Source organism: Aureimonas pseudogalii, from assembly GCF_014196835.1.
Classification (GTDB): domain Bacteria; phylum Pseudomonadota; class Alphaproteobacteria; order Rhizobiales; family Rhizobiaceae; genus Aureimonas; species Aureimonas pseudogalii.
Genome location: NZ_JACIEK010000003.1, coordinates 180,495 through 200,470 on the forward strand (window position 1 = coordinate 180,495; position 19,976 = coordinate 200,470).

The following is a 19,976-nucleotide window of genomic DNA, read 5'->3' on the forward strand; positions in this document are numbered from 1 at the left end:
TCTCAGCCCGCTCGCCCGCGCCGCGCCATGTCGGCGAGAACGGTGACGAGGATGAGGATGCCCTGCACGGCGCGCAGCCAGTAGGCGGAGACGTTGAGGAAGATCAGCGAGGAGCCGATGGCAGCGAAGAGGATCGCGGCGAGCGTCGAGCCCGTCACCGTGCCGATGCCGCCGAGGATCGACACGCCGCCCACCACCGAGGCGGTGATGACGATGAGCTCGAGCCCGTTCGGCACCGTCGACTGGATGACCTGCAGCTGTGTCGCGAAGAGGATCGCCGCGATGCCGGCGATCAGCCCGTGGACCGCGAAAACCCTAACGATCGTCGCCTTGTAGGGAATGCCGGAGGCTTCCGCGGCCTCCGGGTTTCCGCCGACGGCGTAGATCGAACGGCCGAAGGCGGTGGAGCGCAGCAAAAAGGCGGCGAGGATGGTCAACCCGACCATGAACCAGACCGGCGAGGGCACGCCGAGCAGACGGAACTGGGCGAGCTGGAAGCCGGCGGGCAGGCCCGAGATCCAGGCGCCGCCGGTGAGCGTGATCAGCCCGCCGCGCAGGATCGAGAGCATCGCCAGCGTCGCGATGATGGAGGGCACCTTGAGATAGGCGATGAGCGCACCGAGGCCCGCATTGATCAGCCCGCCGATCAGCACCGGCCCGAGCCAAGCCAGCCAGATCGGATAGCCGTTGGTCACGAGAAGCCCAGAGATCGTCGCGAGAACGCCGATCAGCGCGCCGACGGACACGTCGATATGGCCGGAGATGATGACCATCGACATGCCGATGGCGGCCACCGCGATATAGGCGTTGCCGACGAAGATGGACGTCAGGTTGTTGGTGGAGACGAAGCGCGGGTTGATCCAGCCGACCACGGCGAACAGCGAGACGAGCGCCGCGAGCAGCAGGAGCTCCTGCCCCGAGGCCGAGAGGCGGCGCGAGAGCGTCGGGCCCTTCATGCCGCATGTCCCGTCATCATGGCGGTGCCGACGCGGTCGGGCGTCGCCTCGGCGCGCGGCAGGATGGCCGACATGCGGCCGCCGTTCATCACCAGCACCCGGTCGCTCATGCCGAGCACCTCGGGCAGTTCGCTGGAGATCATCACGATCGCGAGGCCCTCGCGCGCCAATTGGTTCATCAGCTTGTGGATTTCCGTCTTGGCGCCGACATCGACGCCGCGCGTCGGTTCGTCGAGAATGAGAATGCGCGGATCGGTGGCGATCCACTTGGCGATGACCACCTTCTGCTGGTTGCCGCCCGACAGCTGCGCGACGACCTGGCCGGGGCCCCGCGCGCGGATGGCGAAGCGCTGGATCGCATCGAGCGCCATCGCCCATTCGCGTTTGGTGTCCATCACGCCGCTCTTCACGAGGCGCGGCAGGATCGCCATCGAGACGTTCTCGCGGATCGACTGCGGACGAACCAGCCCATGCTGCGCGCGGTCTTCCGGCACGTAGGCGATGCGGTGAGCGATGGCCTCGCGCACGCTGCCCACCGTCACGAGCTGGCCGTCGATGCGGATCTCGCCGGAGGTGGCCGGCGTCACGCCGAAGATCGTCTGCGCGAGTTCCGTCCGGCCCGAGCCGACGAGGCCGGCGATGCCGAGAATCTCGCCGGCGCGCACCGAGAACGAGACGCCTTCCACCTTTCCGGCATGCGAGAGGTTCTTGACCTCCAGCACGGTCTCGCCGAGCGCGATGTCCTCCTTCGGAAAGAGCTGGTCGATATCGCGGCCGACCATCATCGAGACGAGGGAGGCCTCGGTCACCTCGGCCGTCGGCCTTGTGTCGATCGTCTTGCCGTCGCGCAGCACCGTCACGCGGTCGGAGATCTCGAAGATCTCGTTCATGCGGTGGCTGACATAGACGATGCCGACGCCTGAAGCGCGCAGCGAGCGCACGACGTCGAGCAGGCGCTTTACGTCGGCTTCGGCGAGAGCGGCGGTGGGTTCGTCCATGATGAGGACGCGCGCGTCGCGCGACAGGGCGCGGGCGATCTCGACGCGCTGCCGGTTGGCGACCGACAGACGCCCCACCTGCTCGTCGACGTCGAGATCGGGGCAGTCGAGACGATCGAGAATGGCGCGGGCGCGGGTGCGCATGGCGCTCCAGTCGAGAAGGCCGCGCGACGTCTTCGGCTGGTGCCCGAGAAAGACGTTCTCGGCCACCGTCATCGCAGGAAACAGCAGAAGCTCCTGATGCACCACGGCGATGCCGGCGGCCTGCGCCTCGCGTGGGCCGACGAAGCGCGTGGTGCGCCCGTCGACCTCGACGGTGCCAGTATTGGCCTGGTGGGCGCCCGACATGATGCGGATCATGGTGGACTTGCCGGCGCCGTTCTCGCCCATCAGGGCATGAACCTCGCCGGCGCGCAGGTCGAAATCGACGCCGCGCAGCACCTTCACCGGGCCGAACGCCTTCTCGACGTTCCGCAGGGCGATGATCGGTTCTCCCGCCGTGTCCCGTGTCGTCTCAGCTGGCACGGAAGCCTCCGTCGATCGGCATGGCGATGCCGTGGACCATGGCCGCGGCGTCGGAGAGGAGGAACAGCACGACCTCGGCGACATCCGCCGTCTCGGCGAAGCGGCCGACCGGCGTTCGCGACATCATCGGCCCTGCCTTGTCCGGCGCCTCCCAGGCGACGCGCGCGAGATCGGTGAGAGTGATGCCGGGATTGACCGAATTGACCCGGATGCCGTGCGGCCCGAGCTCGCGCGCCATGACCCGGCCGAGCGCGTCGAGCCCGGCCTTCGAGGCGCAATAGGCGGCATGGTCGCCGAAGCCGACGAAGGAGGAGATCGAGGAGACGTTGACGATCGCGCCCTTGCGGCCCCTGGCAATGAGATCGCGGGCGAAGACCTGCGAGACGATGGCGGCCGAGCGCACGTTCACGGCCTGCACGAGATCGAAGGACTCGTCCTTCATCTCGAGGAACGGCTCGAGAATGTTGATGCCCGCGCAGTTGACGAGAAGGTCGGCGGGCATCGCATCCTGCGCTGCCCGCCGGGTGGCCGCCGCATCGGAGAGATCGACGACGATGCTGCCGCTGCCGATCTCGGCTGCGAGACTGTCGAGATCGGCTTGCGAGCGCGACAGCGCCACGACATGCGCACCGCGTTGGGCGAGAAGCGTCGCCACCGTGCGGCCGATGCCCTTGCCGGCGCCCGTGACCAGCGCCGTCTTGCCTGTGAAGTCCATGACGTGATGCCCCTCCCGCGGCCGTTCGTCGGTGTGGTCCGGCGGCGTCAGCCGTCGAGGCCCATCGTGATCTGCATCTTCACCTCGCCCTTCGGCGCGCTCGCGGCGATCTCGAAGGCCTTGACGCTCTCCTCGAACAGGAAGGTGCGTGTGATCAGCGACGAGACGTCCACCGAGCCCGACGCCAGCATGGCGATGCAGCGTGGGAAGACGTGCGCGTAGCGGAAGACGTGCTCGACGCGCGCTTCCTTCAGCATGGCGGCCGAAACGTCGTAGCTCGCGGGCTTCAGCGGGATGCCGACGAAGACCACCACGCCGCCGGGGCAGAGCGGCTCGAAGATCGACGCGATGGCGCGCTCCGAGCCCGCGCACTCGTAGATCACGTCGGCGCCCCAGCCTTCCGTGCGTGCCTTCACGGCCTCCGCCAGATCCTCGCGGGCGACGTTGACCGTCGAGACCGAGCCGAGCTTTCGTGCGATCTCGAGCTTGGTGTCGTCGATGTCGGAGACGATGACATGGGCGCAGCCCCCGGCCAGCGCCGCCAGCACGGTGACGAGGCCGATCGGGCCGGCGCCGACCACCACGGCGACGTTGCCGGGTGCGGCCCGCGCCTTGGTCACGGCGTGGACGCCCACCGCCAGCGGCTCCACCATCGCCGCGGCCGCGAAGGAGACGGTGTCCGGCAGCTTGAAGGTGAAGGCCTCCGGGTGAACCACCGAGGGGCGCAGCACGCCGTGCACTGGCGGCGTCGCCCAGAACTGCACGGCGGGGTCGAGATTGTAGAGGCCGAGGCGGGTAGCGCGGCTGTTGGGGTCGGGAATGCCCGGCTCCATGCAGACGCGGTCGCCGGCTTCCAGCGTCGATACGGCGCTGCCGATCTCGGTGACGATGCCGGACGCCTCGTGGCCGAGAATCATCGGCTCGTTGACGATGAACGGGCCGATGCCGCCATGCGTGTAGTAATGAACGTCGGAGCCGCAGATGCCGACCGTGTGGATGGCGATCCGCACGTCGTGGGGGCCGAGCGGCTCGTCCATCGCGAAGTCGCGCAGCGTCAGCCGGTCCTTCGCTTCGAGAACGAGGGCGCGCTGGTCGCCGGCGGTCGAGGTCTTGAGGCTTTCGATGTGATCCATGGTGCGGGACCTCCCTGTCCCGGCATGCGTCATTTCGAGGCGAGGCTAGGCGTCGATGGCTCCGGCCGCGACGCCTTTCGCGGCCATCGTCCAAACTTTCTTGGCTGTCACGTCGGTGGCGCGTCGAATGCCCCGTGCCGTCTCGCGATAGGCCGAAGGGGTCTGTCCGCAGACGAGAGTGAACTGGCGGTTGAAGTTGGCGGTGTTGTTGTAGCCGGCATCGTAGCAGATCTCGGTGATCGTTCGATCGCCTTGTGCGAGCAGAGTGCAGGCGCGTTGCACGCGAAGCTGGTTGACGAAGAACGAGAAATTGTGCCCGGTCTGGCGTTTGAAGAAGCGCGAAAACGCCGTCGCCTCCATGTTGCAGACGGCGGCGACCTCGGGAAGCGCGAGGTCGTCGAGGTAGTGGGCGCCGATGAAGGCGATCGCACGGTCCAGACGCCGGGACGAGGGCGTGTGCAGACCAAGCGCCGGCGCGCAGTGCGAGAGCGTGCGTCGCTCGCTGCGGTCCGCCGCGAGATCCGCCATCATCTCGAGGAACAGGAGGAGGCGCCGCGCTCCGTGGGCCTCGCCGATCTCGCAAAGTTTCCTGCGTCCGGCCTCGGCCGTGCCTCCGGTGAACTCGACGCCGAACGCGGCTTCGGCGAGGAGCGTGCGGATCTCCGCGAACTCGGCGAAGCCGGAGCCGAGCGTCTCGGCAAAGCTGCTGGTGAACTGCACCAGCATGTCGCGGTCGCGCACGCGCACATCCGGCGCGATGGCGCTCACCCAGTTGTGCGGGAGGTTCGGGCCCGTCAGCACCAGGCAGCCCGGCTCGAACGGCCCGACGTGATCGCCGATCATCATCCGGCCGCCCGTCGATTGCACGAGATGCAGCTCGTATTCGGGGTGGCAGTGCCATTTGGCGAGGTGATGGGGATAGTCGTGGACGGCCCAGCGGAAGGACTCGCGCGGCCCGCAGATCACCACCTCCTGCGCGGGATCGCCGGACGTCGCGGCGCGCTCCGGCGATCGGCGCGGCGGGGGGGCGAGATTGACGATCACGAGGCGACCTCGGCGACGGGCGCCGCGCCCTGCGCCGCCAACGCGCGCCAACGCCGGGCATAGGCCGCGAGGCCGTAGATCACGGGCGCTGCCGAGGCCGGGGCCATCGTCGAGCGGGAGAGGGGCGATGCGCCGGGCGGCCCGAGCGCAAGGAGCGCCGCGCCGGCGCTGGTGCCGGTGCCGCCGAGGGCCGGTGTCACCGGGCGCCCGGTGAGGATCGCGAGCGCCCGGCCGTAGAGCGCGTTGCGGGCGAACGGGCCTTCCACGATGGTCGGCCCGTCGGCCCCGACGAGGCCGAGCACGGTGTCGGTCATCAGCGCCGTGTAGAGGCTGGCGACGACTGTGCGCTCCGGCGCCGTCAGCGTTTCGGGCGCGACGGTCCAGCGGCCGGCGCCGGACGGGAAGGGGCCGCTGCCGGGCGCGAAGCTCGGCAGGGCCATCGCGCCGCTCTCGACCACGTGTGCGATGTCCGCCTCGCCCGGCGTCGCCGGAGCGCGGTCGGTCAAGAGATCGAACTCGCGACCGCCCATGAAGAGCCCGGAGGGGACGGGCCGGCCGAAGGCGTCGACATTGGCGAGCGTTCCCTGCGCCGCGTCGAGCCCGGCCGTGCGCCCGCCGATGGCGAAGGAGACGGCCCAGGTGCCGGTCGAGACGACGGTGAACGGCGCCGGCATCGCGAGGAGGTGCGGCAGCAGCGAAGCGTTGGAATCGTGGATGCCGCAGGAGACCGGGATGAGTCCGCGCGCGTCCAGCCCGGTCTCGCGCGCGACCGAATCCTTCAGCGACCCGAGCACGTCGAAGGCGGAGCGGCGCGGCGCGAACAGCGCCCGCCAACCCTGCGCGTCCACCAGCATCGAGAAGTCGCCGCGCTCCGGCGCCCAGAGATCGGTGTGGCAGCCGAGCGAGGTCGGCTCGAAGGCGGCGACGCCCGTGAGCCGTCGCGCCCAGTACTGCGGATAGGTCATGATGTGGCGCACGCGGGCGAACTCGGCGGGAAAGCGCTCCTGCAGCCAGTAGATCTGGTTGCCGAGGTTGAGCCCGTTCGCCATGCGCGGCGACAGGGTTTCGGCGAAGGGCGGGCGCAAGCGCTCGTAAGCCTCGGTCTCCGGCCCCGAGAGATCGTGCTCGTAGTCGAGCATCGGCAGCGCCAGATCGTCGTCGCCGACGAGCGCGGCCGAGGCGCCGTGCGTCGTGATCGCGATCGCGTCGATCGGGTGGTCACGGCCGAGATCGCGCAGCGAGTCGCACACGAAGCGGAAGAGCCGGTCGGTATCGAAATGCGGGTAGGGGCCGTCGTTCGACACGTCGTTCGGCGTGGAGCGATGGGCGACGTCGCGCTGCCCGACCAAGTCGTGGATCGCGACCTTGGCGTTGGTCTTGCCGATGTCGACGACGGCGACGAGGCGCGGCATGCTCATCTCTCAAGCCAAGTGGAAAAGCGTCACGAGCGGCACGGCAACCGGCTCGTTGTCGGGGTGCACCTGCATGATGTCCGCCATGGCGGCCCACCAGCGCTGCATGGCAGGATGCTCGGGCAGGGCGGCCATGGCGTGGTCGCGCGGGCGCTTCAGGATGGCGAAGAGGTGGTTCGTCTCGGGGTCGAGATGGATCGAATAGTCGCGCACCCCGGCCTCGCGCAGCAGGGCGCCGAGCTCGGGCGGTAGCGCGTCGTGGCGGCGCCGGTATTCGTCGGCCTGGCCGGGATGCAGCACCATGCGGAAGGCGTAGGTTTCCAGCGTTTCGTCCGTCATGCTTCGTTCCTCGACTCTCGGCTCGCAACCTTGAGCGTCACGCCGGCGGCCTCCACCATGGCGGCGTCGGCGTCGCTGATTCCCTCGTCGGTGACGAGGATGTCGGCCCGCTCCAGCGGCGCAATCACGAAAGACGAGCGGTTGGAGAATTTCGAGCTGTCCGCCAGCAGCACGAGTTCGTCCGCCTGGCGCATCAGCCGCTGCTCGGACTGGACGATCAGCGGGTCGGCCTCGGCAATGCCCACCGCGGAGATGCCCTGCGCGCCCATGAACATGCGCCGCGCGCGAAAATGCGCGATGCCGTCGGCCTCGAAGGGCGAAAGGATCAGCCCCTGCTCGCGATAGACCGTCCCGGCCGGCAGCAGCACCGTGCATTTGGAATGGCGCAGCAGATGGTCGGCGATCGGAAACGAATTCGTCAGAACCGAGAAGCGAAGCGCCGTCAGGTGGTGCACCATCTCGAAGGTCGTCGAGCCTCCGTTGAGGATCACCGCGTCGCCGTCTTCGCAGAGACGCGCGGCCTCGCGGGCGATGGCGCGCTTCTGCTCGGCGTTGCGCCCTCGGGCCGCGCCGAAATCCTCGCCCGCCACGGTGCCGGGCATCGGCGCCGTCATCGCCTCAGCGCCGCCGCGCACCTTGCGCAGCTTGCGCAGCCCCGCGAGCACGGTGATGTCGCGACGGATCGTCGCCTCCGAGGCGCCCGTCAGTTCGGCGAACTGCTGCACGGTCGCGACGGTGCGCACCTGCACGGCGCTCAGGATCATGCGATGGCGTTCGCGCTCGTGCATCCGGTTCCTCCCGAGACGCAGCGTCGGCCAACCTCGCGGGCCTGTCAATCAAGTTCGATCATGAATTGTCGTGATGCGATGCAACATGACCGGGAATGAGCAAATCGATTGACAGGTTTCGGCGGCTGCGAGATGGTCCGGCCCCAATGGGCACCGGGACGTGACGTCACGGCCCGCCTCCCTCCCATTCAGGACGCAAGCGATGTCGGCCACCCCCGGAACGAAGCTCTTGGACAATCGCTGGGACGAGGCCAAGGCCGCGGCGATGACCGAGCCGGAGCGGCTGCTCTACCGCTCCAACCTTCTCGGCGGCGACAAGCGCATTACCAATTACGGCGGCGGCAACACCTCGGCCAAGGTCGAGGCGCGCGATCCGCTGACGGGCGAGAGCGTCACGGTGCTCTGGGTGAAGGGCTCGGGCGGCGACGTCGGCACGATGAAGCTCGACGGTTTCGCGACGCTCTATCAGGACAAGCTCGAAGCGCTGCGCGGCATATATCGCGGGCTGGAGCACGAGGACGAGATGGTGGGGCTGCTCAGCCACTGCACCTTCGACCTCAACCCTCGCGCCGCCTCGATCGACACGCCGCTGCACGCCTACGTGCCCTATCGCCATGTCGATCACATGCATCCCGACGCGGTGATCGCCATCGCCGCGACCAAGCGCTCGCGCGAACTCACCAAGGAGATCTACGGCGACGAGATCGGCTGGCTGCCCTGGCGCCGGCCCGGCTTCGAGCTGGGTCTCGACCTCTCGAAGTTCGCCGCCGAGAACCCCGGCGCCAAGGGTGTCGTGTTGGAAAGCCACGGGCTCTTCACCTGGGGCGACACGGCGAAGGACTGCTACGAGACGACGCTGCGCATCATCAACAAGGCGATCGCCTGGTTCGACGTTCAGCTCGCCGGCAAGACGGCCTTCGGCGGCGAGACGGTCCAGGCGCTGGAGCCGGCGGCGCGCCGTGACATCGCCGCCAAGCTGATGCCGGAGATCCGCGCGCGCATCGGCATGGACGAGCGCAAGATCGGCCATTTCGACGATTCGCCGGCCGTGCTCGAATTCGTCGGTTCGGCCGATCTGGAGCCGCTGGCGGTGCTCGGCACGTCCTGCCCCGACCATTTTCTGCGCACCAAGATCCGCCCGCTCGTGCTCGCCTTCGATCCCGCGAGCGGTGACGTCGACGGGCTTCTCGCCGGCCTCGACGGCGCCATCGAGACCTATCGCGACGGCTATCGCGCCTATTACGAGCGCTGCCGGCGCGCGAACAGCCCGGCTATGCGAGATCCCAACGCCGTGATCTATCTCGTGCCGGGCGTCGGCATGCTCTCCTTCGCCAAGGACAAGGCGACCGCGCGCATCGCCTCGGAATTCTACGTCAATGCGATCAACGTGATGCGCGGGGCGTCCGGCGTCGACACCTATCAGGGGCTCGACGAGCAGGAGGCCTTCGACATCGAGTACTGGCTGCTCGAAGAGGCCAAGCTGCAGCGCATGCCCAAGCCCAAGGCCCTGGCGGGGCGTGTCGCCTTCGTCACCGGCGGGGCCGGCGGCATCGGCCGCGCGACCGCGGGCCGGCTGCTGCAGGAGGGCGCCTGCGTGGTGCTCGCAGACATCGACCAGGGCGCGCTCGACGGCGCGGTAACCGAGTTCGCCCAGGGGTTCGGCGCCGATCAGGTGCGCGGCGTCGTGGTCAACGTCACGGACGAGAGCGCGGTGGAGCGCGGTTTCGCGGAGACGGTGGCCGAGTTCGGTGGGCTGGACATCCTCGTCTCCAATGCCGGCATCGCCTCGGCCTCGCCGATCGAGGAGACGACGCTGGAGGTCTGGAACCGCAACATCGACATTCTCGCCACCGGCTACTTCCTCGTCTCGCGCGAGGCCTTCCGCCTCTTCCGGCGCCAGAAGCTCGGCGGCGCGGTGGTGTTCATCGCCTCGAAGAACGGTCTCGCGGCCTCGGCCGGCGCCGCCGCCTATTGCACGGCGAAGGCCGCCGAGATCCATCTCGCGCGCTGCCTCGCGCTGGAGGGGGCGGAGGCCGGCATCCGCGTCAACACTGTGAACCCGGACGCGGTGCTGCGCGGCTCGAAGATCTGGAGCGGCGAGTGGCGCGAGCAGCGCGCAGCCTCCTCCAGGCTGCAGACCGATCAGCTCGAGGAGCACTACCGCAATCGCTCGATGCTGAAGCGCTCGGTCTTCCCCGAGGACATCGCCGAGGCCGTCTACTTCCTGGCGAGCGACCTCTCGGCCAAGTCCACCGGCAACATCATCAACGTCGACGCCGGCAACCCGATCTCGTTCACGCGCTGATCGACGCCTGCGGCCGCTCTTCCTTTCCAGCCGGAAAGGGAGAGGGCGTCGCCATGGAAGGCTCGATGCCTTCCCCATCGTTTCCGGGAGCACTGCCATGCCATCTTCGATCGATTCCGGCCTGATCGAACGACACAACGCGCCGCTGCGCGAGACGCTCGATCGCGATTACGCCACGCTCGGCGAGAAGCTCGATCGTCGCGGCGTCTCGATCGACGCGGTGACGCGCCAGGTCGCGGCCTTCGCCGTGGCGGTGCCCTCCTGGGGCGTCGGCACGGGCGGCACGCGCTTCGCCCGCTTCCCCGGCCCCGGCGAGCCGCGCGGCATCTTCGAGAAGCTCGACGACTGCGCCGTCATCAACGATCTCGGCCGCGCGACGCCCGCCGTCTCGCTGCACATCCCGTGGGACAAGGCCGATCCGGCCGATCTCAAGGCGAAGGCCGAGGCGCTCGGACTCGCCTTCGACGCGATGAACTCCAACACGTTTCAGGACCACCCGGACGATCCGCGTCAGCCGCTCTCCTACAAGTTCGGCTCCCTGTCGCACACCGACGCCGCCGTGCGCCGGCAGGCGGTGGAGCACAATCTCGAGACGGTCGCGATCGGCGAGGCCATCGGCTCCAAGGCGCTGACGGTCTGGATCGGCGACGGCTCCAACTTCGCCGGCCAGAGCGATCTCGGCCGAGCCTTCGAGCGCTATCTCGGCGCGATGAAGGAGATCACCCGCGGCCTGCCGGCGGACTGGCGCATCTTCTCCGAGCACAAGATGTACGAGCCGGCCTTCTACTCGACGGTGGTGCAGGACTGGGGCACGAGCTACCTGACCGCGGTGGAGCTCGGCGACAAGGCCTTCTGCCTCGTCGATCTCGGCCACCATGCGCCGAACGTCAACATCGAGCAGATCGTCTCGCGGCTGGTGCGCACCGGCAAGCTCGGTGGCTTCCACTTCAACGATTCGAAATATGGCGACGACGATCTCGATGCCGGGACGATCGATCCGTTCCGCCTCTTCCTCGTCTTCAACGAACTGGTGGAGGCCGGCGTCCGGCTCGACGCGCTGAACCCCTCCTACATGATCGACCAGTCGCACAACGTCACCGACCCCATCGAGAGCCTGATCCGCTCGGCCAACGAGATCCGCCGCGCCTACGCGCAGGCGCTGCTGGTGGACCGCGCGGCGTTGCACGGCCATCAGGAGAACAACGACGCGATGATGGCGTCGGAGACGCTGAAGGCGGGCTTCCGGCTCGACGTCGAGCCGATCCTCGCCAAGGCGCGGCTGGAAGCCGGCGGCGCCATCGATCCGATCGCGGCCTTCCGCGCCAGCGGCTACCGCGCCAAGGTGGCGGGCGAGCGGCCGGCCGTGAAGGGTTCGGGCGGCGGCATCGTTTGACGGAGACCACCCGATGACCACGCTCTACCGCACGGCGCTCGACGAACTCGGCCGCGCCATGGACGGGATCGACGACGCGTCGGTGGACGAGGCGTGCCGCATGGTGACCGCGGCGCGCCGCGTCGGCGTCTATGCCGGCGGGCGCGAGGGCTTGGCCGTCAAGGGCTTCGCCATGCGCCTCTTCCATCTCGGCCGACAGGTCGGGGTCGTCGGCGACATGACCATGCCGGCGCTCAGTGAGGGCGACGTCTTCTTCGTGGTCTGCGGCCCCGGCGAGATCTCCACCGCCGTCGCTCTGGTGGGCGTCGCGAAGGCCGCGGGCGCCAGGGTCGTCGTCGTCACGGCGCAGCCGGGCGGGCGCGTGCCCGGCATGGCCGACCACGTCGTGACCATTCCCGCGCAGACCATGGCCGACGATCAGGGGCCGGCCGCGAGTTCCGTTCTGCCGATGGGCTCGCTCTTCGAGGGCGCTCTGTTCGTGCTGTTCGAGGTGATGATCCTCAAGCTGAAGGAGCGGCTGGCTGTGTCGCCGGAGGCCATGCGCGCCAATCACACCAACATGGAATGAGGTGCGGGCGAGCGCGTCTGGTTCGCTGACCCGACCATCCGTTCGAAGCGGGCTTTGCAAATCGCGCGCGGGGTGCTTGTCTTCCGCCAGCGATGTGGAATCGATCGATTCCGAGGTGTGGACGACACCGGCGGGAACACGCTGAGCGTTCGGGCCGAAGCCGGGAGCAGTGCATGCGGACTGTGATCGAGGGGCTGGCGGAGCGGCGTGCACAGGCGCGGCTCGGCGGCGGCGAGCGGCGCGTCGCCGCGCAGCACGCCAAGGGCAAGCTGACGGCGCGTGAGCGCATCGAGTTGCTGCTCGACCCCGGCTCCTTCGAGGAATTCGGTATGTTCGTGGAGCATCGCTCCACCGATTTCGGCATGGAGCGGCAGAAGATTCCCGGCGACGGCGTCGTCACCGGCTGGGGCACCATCAACGGCCGTCTCGTCTTCGTCTTCGCGAAGGATTTCACCGTCTTCGGCGGCTCGCTTTCGGAGGCGCATGCCGAGAAGGTGCAGAAGATCCAGGACATGGCGCTGCGCGCCCGCGCGCCGATCATCGGTCTCTACGACGCCGGCGGCGCGCGCATCCAGGAGGGCGTCGCCGCGCTCGGCGGCTATGCCGAGATCTTCCGGCGCAACGTGGAAGCTTCCGGCGTCATCCCGCAGATCTCGGTGATCATGGGGCCGTGCGCGGGCGGCGACGTCTATTCACCGGCCATGACCGACTTCATCTTCATGGTGCGCGACACCAGCTACATGTTCGTGACCGGACCGGATGTGGTGAAGACCGTGACGAACGAGAGCGTCACGGCCGAGGATCTCGGCGGCGCCCGCGTCCACACGACCAAATCCGCGATCGCCGACGGCGCCTTCGAGAACGACGTCGAGGCGTTGCTGCAGATGCGCCGGCTTGTCGATTTCCTGCCCGCCAACAACCGCTCGGGCGTGCCGGAATGGCCGACGGCGGATCTGGCCTCGCGGCACGAGGCCTCGCTCGACACGCTCGTGCCCGATAGCGCCAACAAGCCCTACGACATGAAGGAACTGATCCTGAAGGTCGCCGACGAGGGCGACTTCTTCGAGATCCAGGCCGATTTCGCCCGCAACATCGTGACCGGCTTCATCCGGCTGGAGGGGCGAACGGTCGGCGTCGTCGCCAACCAGCCGACCGTGCTGGCCGGCGTTCTCGATTACGACGCCTCGCGCAAGGCGGCGCGCTTCGTGCGCTTCTGCGACTGTTTCGAGATCCCGATCGTCACCTTCGTCGACGTGCCCGGCTTCCTGCCCGGCACCGCGCAGGAATATGGCGGGCTGATCAAGCACGGCGCCAAGCTGCTCTTCGCCTACAGTCAGGCGAGCGTGCCGCTGGTCACGATCATCACCCGCAAGGCCTATGGCGGTGCCTACGACGTGATGGCCTCCAAGCATATCGGCGCCGACGTGAACTATGCATGGCCCACGGCGCAGATCGCGGTGATGGGGGCCAAGGGCGCCGTCGAGATCATCTTCCGCGGCGGCGACGCCGAGACGATCGCGCGCCAGACCAAGGAATATGAAGACCGCTTCATGTCGCCCTTCGTCGCCGCCGAGCGCGGCTATGTCGACGAGGTGATCCTGCCGCATTCCACCCGGCGGCGGGTGGCGCGGGCGCTGGCGATGCTGCGCGGTAAGGCCTCCGAGCAGCCGTGGCGCAAGCACGACAACATCCCGCTGTGACCCTCGCGCTCGAGCGAAAGACCTGACGCCCGTGTTCTCCAAGATCCTGATCGCCAATCGCGGCGAGATCGCCTGCCGCATCGTCAAGACCGCGCGTCGCATGGGCATCGCCACCGTCGCCGTCCATTCCGAGGCCGATGCCGGCGCGCTGCACGTGCGCATGGCCGACGAAGCCGTGGCGATCGGCCCGGCCGCCGCGGCCGAGAGCTATCTCGTGATCGACAAGATCGTCGCCGCCAGCCGCGCCACGGGGGCCGAGGCGGTGCATCCCGGCTACGGCTTCCTGTCGGAGCGCGCGGCCTTCGCCGAGGCGCTCGCCGCCGCCGGCATCGCCTTCATCGGGCCGAACCCGCATGCGATCGCCGCCATGGGCGACAAGATCCAGTCTAAGCTCGCAGCGAAGGCGGCGGGCGTCTCGACCGTGCCGGGCCATATCGGCGTCATCGAAAGTGCCGACGAGGCCGAACGTATCGCCGACGAGATCGGCTATCCCGTGATGATCAAGGCGTCCGCCGGGGGCGGGGGCAAGGGGATGCGCATCGCCCATTCGCGCAGCGAGGTGCGCGAGGGCTTCGAGCGGGCGCGCTCGGAGGCGGCGTCCTCGTTCGGCGACGACCGGGTGTTCGTCGAGAAGTTCATCACCGACCCCCGCCACATCGAGATCCAGGTGCTCGGCGACAAGCACGGGCATGTCATCCATCTCGGCGAGCGCGAATGCTCGGTGCAGCGGCGCAACCAGAAGGTGCTGGAGGAGGCGCCGTCGCCGCTGCTCGACCCCGAAACGCGCGAGCGCATGGGCCGGCAGGCGGTCGCGCTGGCACAGGCGGTCGGCTACGATTCGGCCGGCACGGTCGAGTTCGTCGCGGGCCAGGACAAGAGCTTCTACTTCCTCGAGATGAACACCCGGCTGCAGGTCGAGCATCCCGTGACCGAGCTCGTCACCGGCATCGACCTCGTGGAGCAGATGATCCGCGTCGCCGCCGGCGAGCGGCTGACGCTCCGGCAGGAGGACGTGCGGCTCGATGGCTGGGCCGTCGAATCGCGCGTCTATGCCGAAGACCCCTCACGTGGCTTCGTGCCCTCCACCGGCCGGCTGGTGACGTACCGCCCGCCTGAGGAGGGCACGACGGAGGGCGTCACGGTTCGCATCGATACGGGCGTCGAGGAGGGCGGCGAGATTTCGGTCCATTACGACCCGATGATCGCCAAGCTGGTCACCCACGCACCGAGCCGAGCCGAAGCGGTGAGGGCGCAGGCGCAGGCGCTCGACGGCTTCGCCTTGCGAGGCATCCGCCACAATATTCCGTTTCTCTCGGCGCTCATGGCCAACGAGAGGTGGCGTTCGGGCCGACTGTCGACGGCCCTCATTGCCGAGGCCTACCCGGAGGGGTTCGCGGAGGCAGTACCGTACGGCGAGGCGCTCGCGCCCTTCCTGGCGGTCGCCGCTGCGATCGACGGACAACTTCAGCGGCGGGCGCACGGCTTGTCGGGCCAACTGCGCCCTCGTGCAATCGACGACGCGCGGCAGGAAAAGGTTGTGTTCGTCGGGCTGGACCCGCATCCCGTCGGCGTCGTCTGGCGCGACGACGGCGAGGGGAGCGAATGCGAAGTGATCACAGACGGCGCGGCGTCGATGCGCCTGCGCTCTACCTGGCGACCGGGCGAGCCCGTCTGGCGCGGCACGATCGACGGAGAGGAGGTCGCGATGCAGGTCCGCCCGATCCTCAACGGCGTGGCGCTGTCGCATGGCGGCTTCAGTGCCGAGCTGCGCATGCTGACGCCCCGCCATGCCGAGCTGGCAGCGCTGATGCCGGTGAAGCTCGCGCCCGACCTGTCGAAGCACCTGCTCTGCCCGATGCCCGGTCTCGTGCGCTCCATCTTCGTCACGCAAGGCCAGGCCGTGCGCAACGGAGACGCGCTGGCCGTCGTGGAGGCGATGAAGATGGAGAACCTGCTGCGCGCCGAGCGCGACGGCGTGGTCGCGAAGGTCCATGTTCGCGAGGGCGACGTGCTGGCGGTGGACGAAGCGATCCTCGACTTCGCTTGACGCGTCGGGGAAACGGTAGGGAGGGCCGAATGCAGGACGAACCGGATCTCGACCGTCGATGGCGCGCCAGCGTCGAGCGGGTGCTGAAGGGCGCTTCGTTCGATGAGGTGCTGGTCTCGCGGACCGCCGACGATCTGCGCATCGAGCCGCTCTACCCAACTGTCTCGCCGGGCCCGCGCGCCTTTCGCCAGCGGACGGATCGCCCTTGGCGCATCGTCCAGCGCGTCGATCATCCCGAGGCGGGCCCGGCCAACGAACTGGCGCTCGCCGATCTCGAAGGCGGCGCAGACGGGCTGAACGTGGTGTTCGCCGGCGCGCCGGGCAGCTTCGGCTTCGGCCTTCGCGATGCGGACGCCCTGGCTGGAGCCATGGCCGGTGTCGAACTCGATCTCGTGTCGCTGGCGTTGGACCCCGCGCCGGGTGGTGCGCGCGAGACGGTCGAGGCCTTGCGGTCGCTCGCAGCGGAGCGGCGGCTGACGCCGGACCGGCTCGACATTCGGTTCGGCCTCGATCCGCTCTCTTCCGAGGACGGGATCGCCATGCTCGCGCGGCGGCTTTACGAGGATGGATTCGCGAACGGGCTCCTACGCGCCGACGGGGCGCGGCATCACGAGGCCGGCGCGACCGAGGCCGAGGAGATCGCGGCGGCGGTTTCCAGCGCGCTCTGCGGCCTTCGCATGCTGGAGGCGGCCGGGATGCCGTTGGAGGCGGCGAATGCCGCGCTCGATTTTCGCCTGGCGGTCGATCAGGACCAGTTCCTCGGCATCGCCAAGCTGCGGGCCCTGCGGCAGGTCTGGGCCGGCGTGGAGACCGCCTGCGGGCTGGTGCCTCGCCCGCTTCGTCTCGACGCGCGCTCCTCACGCCGGATGATGACGACGCGCGACGGCGAGACCAACCTGCTCCGGCTGACGCTTGCAGGTTTCTCGGCAGGCATGGGCGGCGCCGATGCCCTCTCGCTGCTGCCGCATTCGGCGGCGGCGGGGCTTCCCGACGCGTTCGCCCGCCGGCTCGCGCGCAACCTCCAGCACATTCTCGTCGACGAATGCCGGCTGGCCGTGGTCGGCGATCCCGCGGCCGGCTCGGGAGCGTTCGAGGCATTGACTCAGTCGCTGGCCGAGCGGGCGACGGCGATCCTCAACGAGATCGAGCAGGGCGGCGGCCTCGGCAGGGCCAACGCTCGCGAAGCTTGGAGCCAGCGTCTGGCGGTAAGCCGCGCGCGGCGGGCGGCGGAGTTCGCGGCGGGATCGCGCGTTCTTCTCGGCGTCACGCTGTTTCCGCCCGCAGTCGAGCGTCCGGCCGGCATCCTCGACGTCGTGAGATCCGACCCTGCGGACGCCGATCCATGGCCGCCGTGCCGCGACGAGAATCTAGCGCAACCGACGCCGAATGGCGGAGGGGAGAACTCGTCATGAGCCGCATTCCGGACTTTTCCCGCTGGTCGCTCCCGCCTTCCGAAGCGTCCGTGCCTCTGCCGCAGGGCGATCCGGTTCCGCTGCCGGAGGGCATCGCGCTGCGCCCCGCCTATGGCGAGGCGGACCGCGCCGGCACGCCCCCACTTGGCAGGCCCGGTCTCGCGCCGTTCCTGCGCGGCCCCTATCCCACCATGTACGTCAACCAGCCCTGGACGATCCGGCAATATGCCGGCTTCTCGACGGCCGAAGCGTCGAACGCCTTCTACCGGCGCAATCTCGCGGCCGGCCAGAAAGGCCTGTCGGTCGCCTTCGACCTTCCGACGCACCGGGGCTACGATTCCGATCATCGTCGCGTCGCCGGCGACGTCGGCATGGCCGGCGTCGCGATCGACTCCATCCTCGACATGCGCCAGCTCTTCGACGGCATCCCGCTTGGCGAGATGAGCGTGTCGATGACGATGAACGGCGCGGTGCTGCCGATCCTCGCGCTCTACATCGTGGCGGGCGAGGAACAGGGCGTCGCGCCGGAGCGCCTGTCGGGCACCATCCAGAACGACATTCTCAAGGAGTTCATGGTCCGCAACACCTACATCTACCCCCCGGCGGGGTCGATGCGGATCGTCGGGGACATTTTCGCCTACACGGCCGAGCATATGCCGCGCTTCAATTCGATCTCGATCTCCGGCTACCATATGCAGGAGGCCGGGGCGACGGCCGACCTCGAACTCGCCTACACGCTCGCCGACGGGGTCGAGTACATTCGCGCAGGTCTCGCGGCCGGCCTCGACATCGACGCCTTTGCGCCGCGCCTTTCGTTCTTCTGGGCGATCTCCACCAACTTCTTCATGGAGGTCGCCAAGCTGCGGGCGGCGCGCCTCCTCTGGAGTGAGCTCGTCGGCGCCTTTTCGCCGTTGAGCGAGAAGAGCCGGGCCCTGCGCGCGCATTCGCAGACATCCGGCTGGTCGCTGACGGCGCAGGACGTCTTCAACAACGTCGCGCGAACCACCGTGGAGGCGATGGCGGCGACCGCCGGCGGCACGCAGTCTCTCCACACCAACGCGCTCGACGAGGCTCTGGCTCTGCCGACCGAATTTTCCGCCCGCATCGCCCGCAACACGCAGATCCTGCTGCAGCGCGAGAGCGGCACGACCCGGATCATCGATCCCTGGGGCGGGTCCTTCTATCTGGAATCGCTCACCGCCGAGCTGACGGCGCGGGCGCGCACCCATCTCGCCGAGATCCAGGCGCTCGGCGGCATGGCGAACGCGATCGAGGCAGGGTTGCCAAAGCGTCGTATCGAGGAGGCGGCCGCACGCACGCAGGCCCGGATCGACGGCGGCGAGCAGGTGGTGGTCGGGGTCAATCGCTATGCGCCGGAGGGGAGCGACCCGATCGAGACGCTCAAGGTCGACAATTCCGCCGTGCGCGCCGCGCAACTCGCCAAGCTCGCGCAACTGCGCCATGAGCGCGACGAGAGCGCAGTCGGTCCAGCCCTCGAACGGCTGGCGGCCGGTGCGCGGGAGGGCGGTGGCAATCTACTGGCTCTGGCGGTGGAGGCGGCCCGTGCCCATGCCAGCGTCGGCGAGATGTCGGCGGCGATCGAGAGCGTCTGGGGTCGCCATTCCGCAACGGTCGAGCTGCAGGCGGGTCTCTATCGCGCGGCCATGCCGGCGGGAGACGTCGCGGTCGCGCGAGCCGAAGACCTGACGCGGGCCTTCCGCGAGGCCGAAGGGCGCCAGCCGAAGATTCTCGTCGCGAAAATGGGGCAGGACGGTCACGACCGGGGCCAGAAGGTCGTGGCCTCCGCCTTTGCCGATCTCGGCTTCGAGGTCGTGGCCGGCGTTCTGTTTCAGTCACCCGAGGAAACGGCGGCGCAAGCGGTCGACGAGGCCGTGCATGTGGTCGGCGTCTCGTCGCTCGCGGCGGGGCATCTGACGCTCGTGCCCGCGCTTCGCGAGGCGCTGGAGCGGCGCGGCGGCGGACGCATCCTCATCGTCGTCGGCGGGGTGGTGCCGGAGGGCGACTACGAGGTGCTGCGGAAAGCGGGTGCGGTGCTGATCGTTCCGCCGGGAACGCCGATCGCCCGATCGGCCGTGGACCTTCTCGAACGTCTGCAGGTCCATCTCGGCTTTCGCCAGAAGTCGCCGGACGCCTACGAAGCCGTACCGGAGGGCAAGGCATGATCGGCTGTCTCAACCATGTCGCGATCGCCGTTCCCGACTTGACGAGGGGCATCGCCTTCTATCGCGACATTCTGGGTGCCACCGTCTCCGGCGTTCAGCCGCTACCCGAGCATGGCGTCAGTGTCGCCTTCGTTCTCCTCGACAATTCCCGGATCGAACTGGTGACGCCGCTCGGCGAGGCATCGCCGCTGGCCGACTTCCTGCTGCGGCAACCGACAGGGGGCCTTCACCACGTCTGCTACGAGGTGGACGATCTCGACGCGGCGCTCGTCCAGTTGGTTGAACGTGGCATCCGCATTCTCGGCGACGGTCGTCCCAAGACCGGGGCGCACGGGCTTCCCGTCGTCTTCCTTCACCCCAAGGATTGTGGGGGAACGCTCATCGAAATCGAAGAGCGGGCTCGTCCGGCGGCTGAGGTTTGAGGGCGACGGCTCGCCGTCGGATCCGGGAACACGGCG

16 protein-coding genes are annotated in these 19,976 nt (G+C 68.8%); 8 read left to right on the top strand and 8 right to left on the bottom strand.

Features of this window, described 5'->3' with window-relative positions; genetic code table 11:
- Positions 1-2 precede the first annotated feature (2 nt).
- The 8 genes from GGR04_RS09265 to GGR04_RS09300 are packed head-to-tail and all read right to left on the bottom strand — an operon-like array spanning position 3 to position 7,910.
- Entirely contained in the window at positions 3-956 is a 954-nt protein-coding gene (locus GGR04_RS09265; protein WP_183199572.1) for an ABC transporter permease, read from the bottom strand.
- Positions 953-2,479 (bottom strand): sugar ABC transporter ATP-binding protein, encoded by a 1,527-nt coding sequence (locus GGR04_RS09270; RefSeq protein ID WP_376769849.1) that lies wholly within the window; start codon positions 2,477-2,479, stop codon positions 953-955. The genes GGR04_RS09265 and GGR04_RS09270 overlap by 4 nt, the downstream gene beginning before the upstream one ends.
- The gene (locus GGR04_RS09275) at positions 2,469-3,194 is read right to left on the bottom strand and encodes an SDR family oxidoreductase (protein ID WP_183199574.1); all 726 of its coding nucleotides are present in this window, start codon (positions 3,192-3,194) and stop codon (positions 2,469-2,471) included. The genes GGR04_RS09270 and GGR04_RS09275 overlap by 11 nt, the downstream gene beginning before the upstream one ends.
- A 47-nt stretch (positions 3,195-3,241) precedes the next feature.
- Positions 3,242-4,327: an NAD(P)-dependent alcohol dehydrogenase gene (locus GGR04_RS09280; protein WP_183199575.1), complete on the bottom strand. Its 1,086-nt coding sequence runs from the start codon at positions 4,325-4,327 to the stop codon at positions 3,242-3,244.
- A 45-nt stretch (positions 4,328-4,372) separates the two neighbouring features.
- Entirely contained in the window at positions 4,373-5,371 is a 999-nt protein-coding gene (locus tag GGR04_RS24415; protein WP_183199576.1) for an AraC family transcriptional regulator, read from the bottom strand.
- Positions 5,368-6,783: an FGGY-family carbohydrate kinase gene (locus tag GGR04_RS09290; RefSeq protein ID WP_246393039.1), complete on the bottom strand. Its 1,416-nt coding sequence runs from the start codon at positions 6,781-6,783 to the stop codon at positions 5,368-5,370. Before GGR04_RS09290 ends, GGR04_RS24415 begins: the two co-directional genes overlap by 4 nt.
- Before the next feature lie 9 nt (positions 6,784-6,792).
- The gene (locus tag GGR04_RS09295; RefSeq protein WP_183199674.1) at positions 6,793-7,107 is read right to left on the bottom strand and encodes an L-rhamnose mutarotase; all 315 of its coding nucleotides are present in this window, start codon (positions 7,105-7,107) and stop codon (positions 6,793-6,795) included.
- Between the two features lie 11 nt (positions 7,108-7,118).
- The gene (locus GGR04_RS09300) at positions 7,119-7,910 is read right to left on the bottom strand and encodes a DeoR/GlpR family DNA-binding transcription regulator (RefSeq protein WP_183199578.1); all 792 of its coding nucleotides are present in this window, start codon (positions 7,908-7,910) and stop codon (positions 7,119-7,121) included.
- A 202-nt stretch (positions 7,911-8,112) separates the two neighbouring features.
- On the opposite strand from GGR04_RS09300, the gene GGR04_RS09305 reads away from it, so the two are divergent.
- The 8 genes from GGR04_RS09305 to mce all read left to right on the top strand — a co-directional run bounded on the left by GGR04_RS09305 (position 8,113) and on the right by mce (position 19,940).
- Positions 8,113-10,215: a bifunctional rhamnulose-1-phosphate aldolase/short-chain dehydrogenase gene (locus tag GGR04_RS09305; RefSeq protein ID WP_183199579.1), complete on the top strand. Its 2,103-nt coding sequence runs from the start codon at positions 8,113-8,115 to the stop codon at positions 10,213-10,215.
- A gap of 97 nt (positions 10,216-10,312) precedes the next feature.
- Positions 10,313-11,608 (top strand): L-rhamnose catabolism isomerase, encoded by a 1,296-nt coding sequence (rhaI, locus tag GGR04_RS09310; protein WP_183199580.1) that lies wholly within the window; start codon positions 10,313-10,315, stop codon positions 11,606-11,608.
- Positions 11,609-11,621: 13 nt separating this feature from the next.
- The gene (locus GGR04_RS09315; protein ID WP_183199581.1) at positions 11,622-12,176 is read left to right on the top strand and encodes an SIS domain-containing protein; all 555 of its coding nucleotides are present in this window, start codon (positions 11,622-11,624) and stop codon (positions 12,174-12,176) included.
- Between the two features lie 173 nt (positions 12,177-12,349).
- Positions 12,350-13,876 carry an acyl-CoA carboxylase subunit beta gene (locus GGR04_RS09320; RefSeq protein ID WP_183199582.1) on the top strand — a complete coding sequence of 509 codons (1,527 nt, stop codon included), beginning with the start codon at positions 12,350-12,352 and terminating at the stop codon, positions 13,874-13,876.
- A gap of 31 nt (positions 13,877-13,907) precedes the next feature.
- The gene (locus GGR04_RS09325) at positions 13,908-15,923 is read left to right on the top strand and encodes an acetyl-CoA carboxylase biotin carboxylase subunit (RefSeq protein ID WP_183199583.1); all 2,016 of its coding nucleotides are present in this window, start codon (positions 13,908-13,910) and stop codon (positions 15,921-15,923) included.
- Between the two features lie 29 nt (positions 15,924-15,952).
- A complete protein-coding gene (locus GGR04_RS09330) occupies positions 15,953-17,335 on the top strand; it encodes a methylmalonyl-CoA mutase family protein (RefSeq protein ID WP_183199584.1) in 1,383 nt (460 codons plus the stop codon).
- Positions 17,332-19,518, top strand: coding sequence for a methylmalonyl-CoA mutase (gene scpA, locus GGR04_RS09335; RefSeq protein ID WP_183199585.1), 2,187 nt, complete (start codon positions 17,332-17,334; stop codon positions 19,516-19,518). Before GGR04_RS09330 ends, scpA begins: the two co-directional genes overlap by 4 nt.
- Positions 19,515-19,940 (top strand): methylmalonyl-CoA epimerase, encoded by a 426-nt coding sequence (gene mce / locus GGR04_RS09340; protein WP_183199586.1) that lies wholly within the window; start codon positions 19,515-19,517, stop codon positions 19,938-19,940. The genes scpA and mce overlap by 4 nt, the downstream gene beginning before the upstream one ends.
- The last annotated feature ends 36 nt before the right edge of the window (positions 19,941-19,976 follow it).

What these genes read in the sequence shown, in the direction of transcription:
- GGR04_RS09290 (WP_246393039.1), bottom strand. Translation starts at nt 6,783, where the DNA reads ATGCCGCGCCTCGTCGCCGTCGTCGACATCGGCAAGACCAACGCCAAG.
- GGR04_RS09265 (WP_183199572.1), bottom strand. Translation starts at nt 956, where the DNA reads ATGAAGGGCCCGACGCTCTCGCGCCGCCTCTCGGCCTCGGGGCAGGAG.
- GGR04_RS09300 (WP_183199578.1), bottom strand. Translation starts at nt 7,910, where the DNA reads ATGCACGAGCGCGAACGCCATCGCATGATCCTGAGCGCCGTGCAGGTG.
- GGR04_RS09275 (WP_183199574.1), bottom strand. Translation starts at nt 3,194, where the DNA reads ATGGACTTCACAGGCAAGACGGCGCTGGTCACGGGCGCCGGCAAGGGC.
- mce (WP_183199586.1), top strand. Translation starts at nt 19,515, where the DNA reads ATGATCGGCTGTCTCAACCATGTCGCGATCGCCGTTCCCGACTTGACG.
- GGR04_RS09320 (WP_183199582.1), top strand. Translation starts at nt 12,350, where the DNA reads ATGCGGACTGTGATCGAGGGGCTGGCGGAGCGGCGTGCACAGGCGCGG.
- GGR04_RS09305 (WP_183199579.1), top strand. Translation starts at nt 8,113, where the DNA reads ATGTCGGCCACCCCCGGAACGAAGCTCTTGGACAATCGCTGGGACGAG.
- rhaI (WP_183199580.1), top strand. Translation starts at nt 10,313, where the DNA reads ATGCCATCTTCGATCGATTCCGGCCTGATCGAACGACACAACGCGCCG.
- GGR04_RS09315 (WP_183199581.1), top strand. Translation starts at nt 11,622, where the DNA reads ATGACCACGCTCTACCGCACGGCGCTCGACGAACTCGGCCGCGCCATG.
- GGR04_RS09330 (WP_183199584.1), top strand. Translation starts at nt 15,953, where the DNA reads ATGCAGGACGAACCGGATCTCGACCGTCGATGGCGCGCCAGCGTCGAG.
- scpA (WP_183199585.1), top strand. Translation starts at nt 17,332, where the DNA reads ATGAGCCGCATTCCGGACTTTTCCCGCTGGTCGCTCCCGCCTTCCGAA.
- GGR04_RS09280 (WP_183199575.1), bottom strand. Translation starts at nt 4,327, where the DNA reads ATGGATCACATCGAAAGCCTCAAGACCTCGACCGCCGGCGACCAGCGC.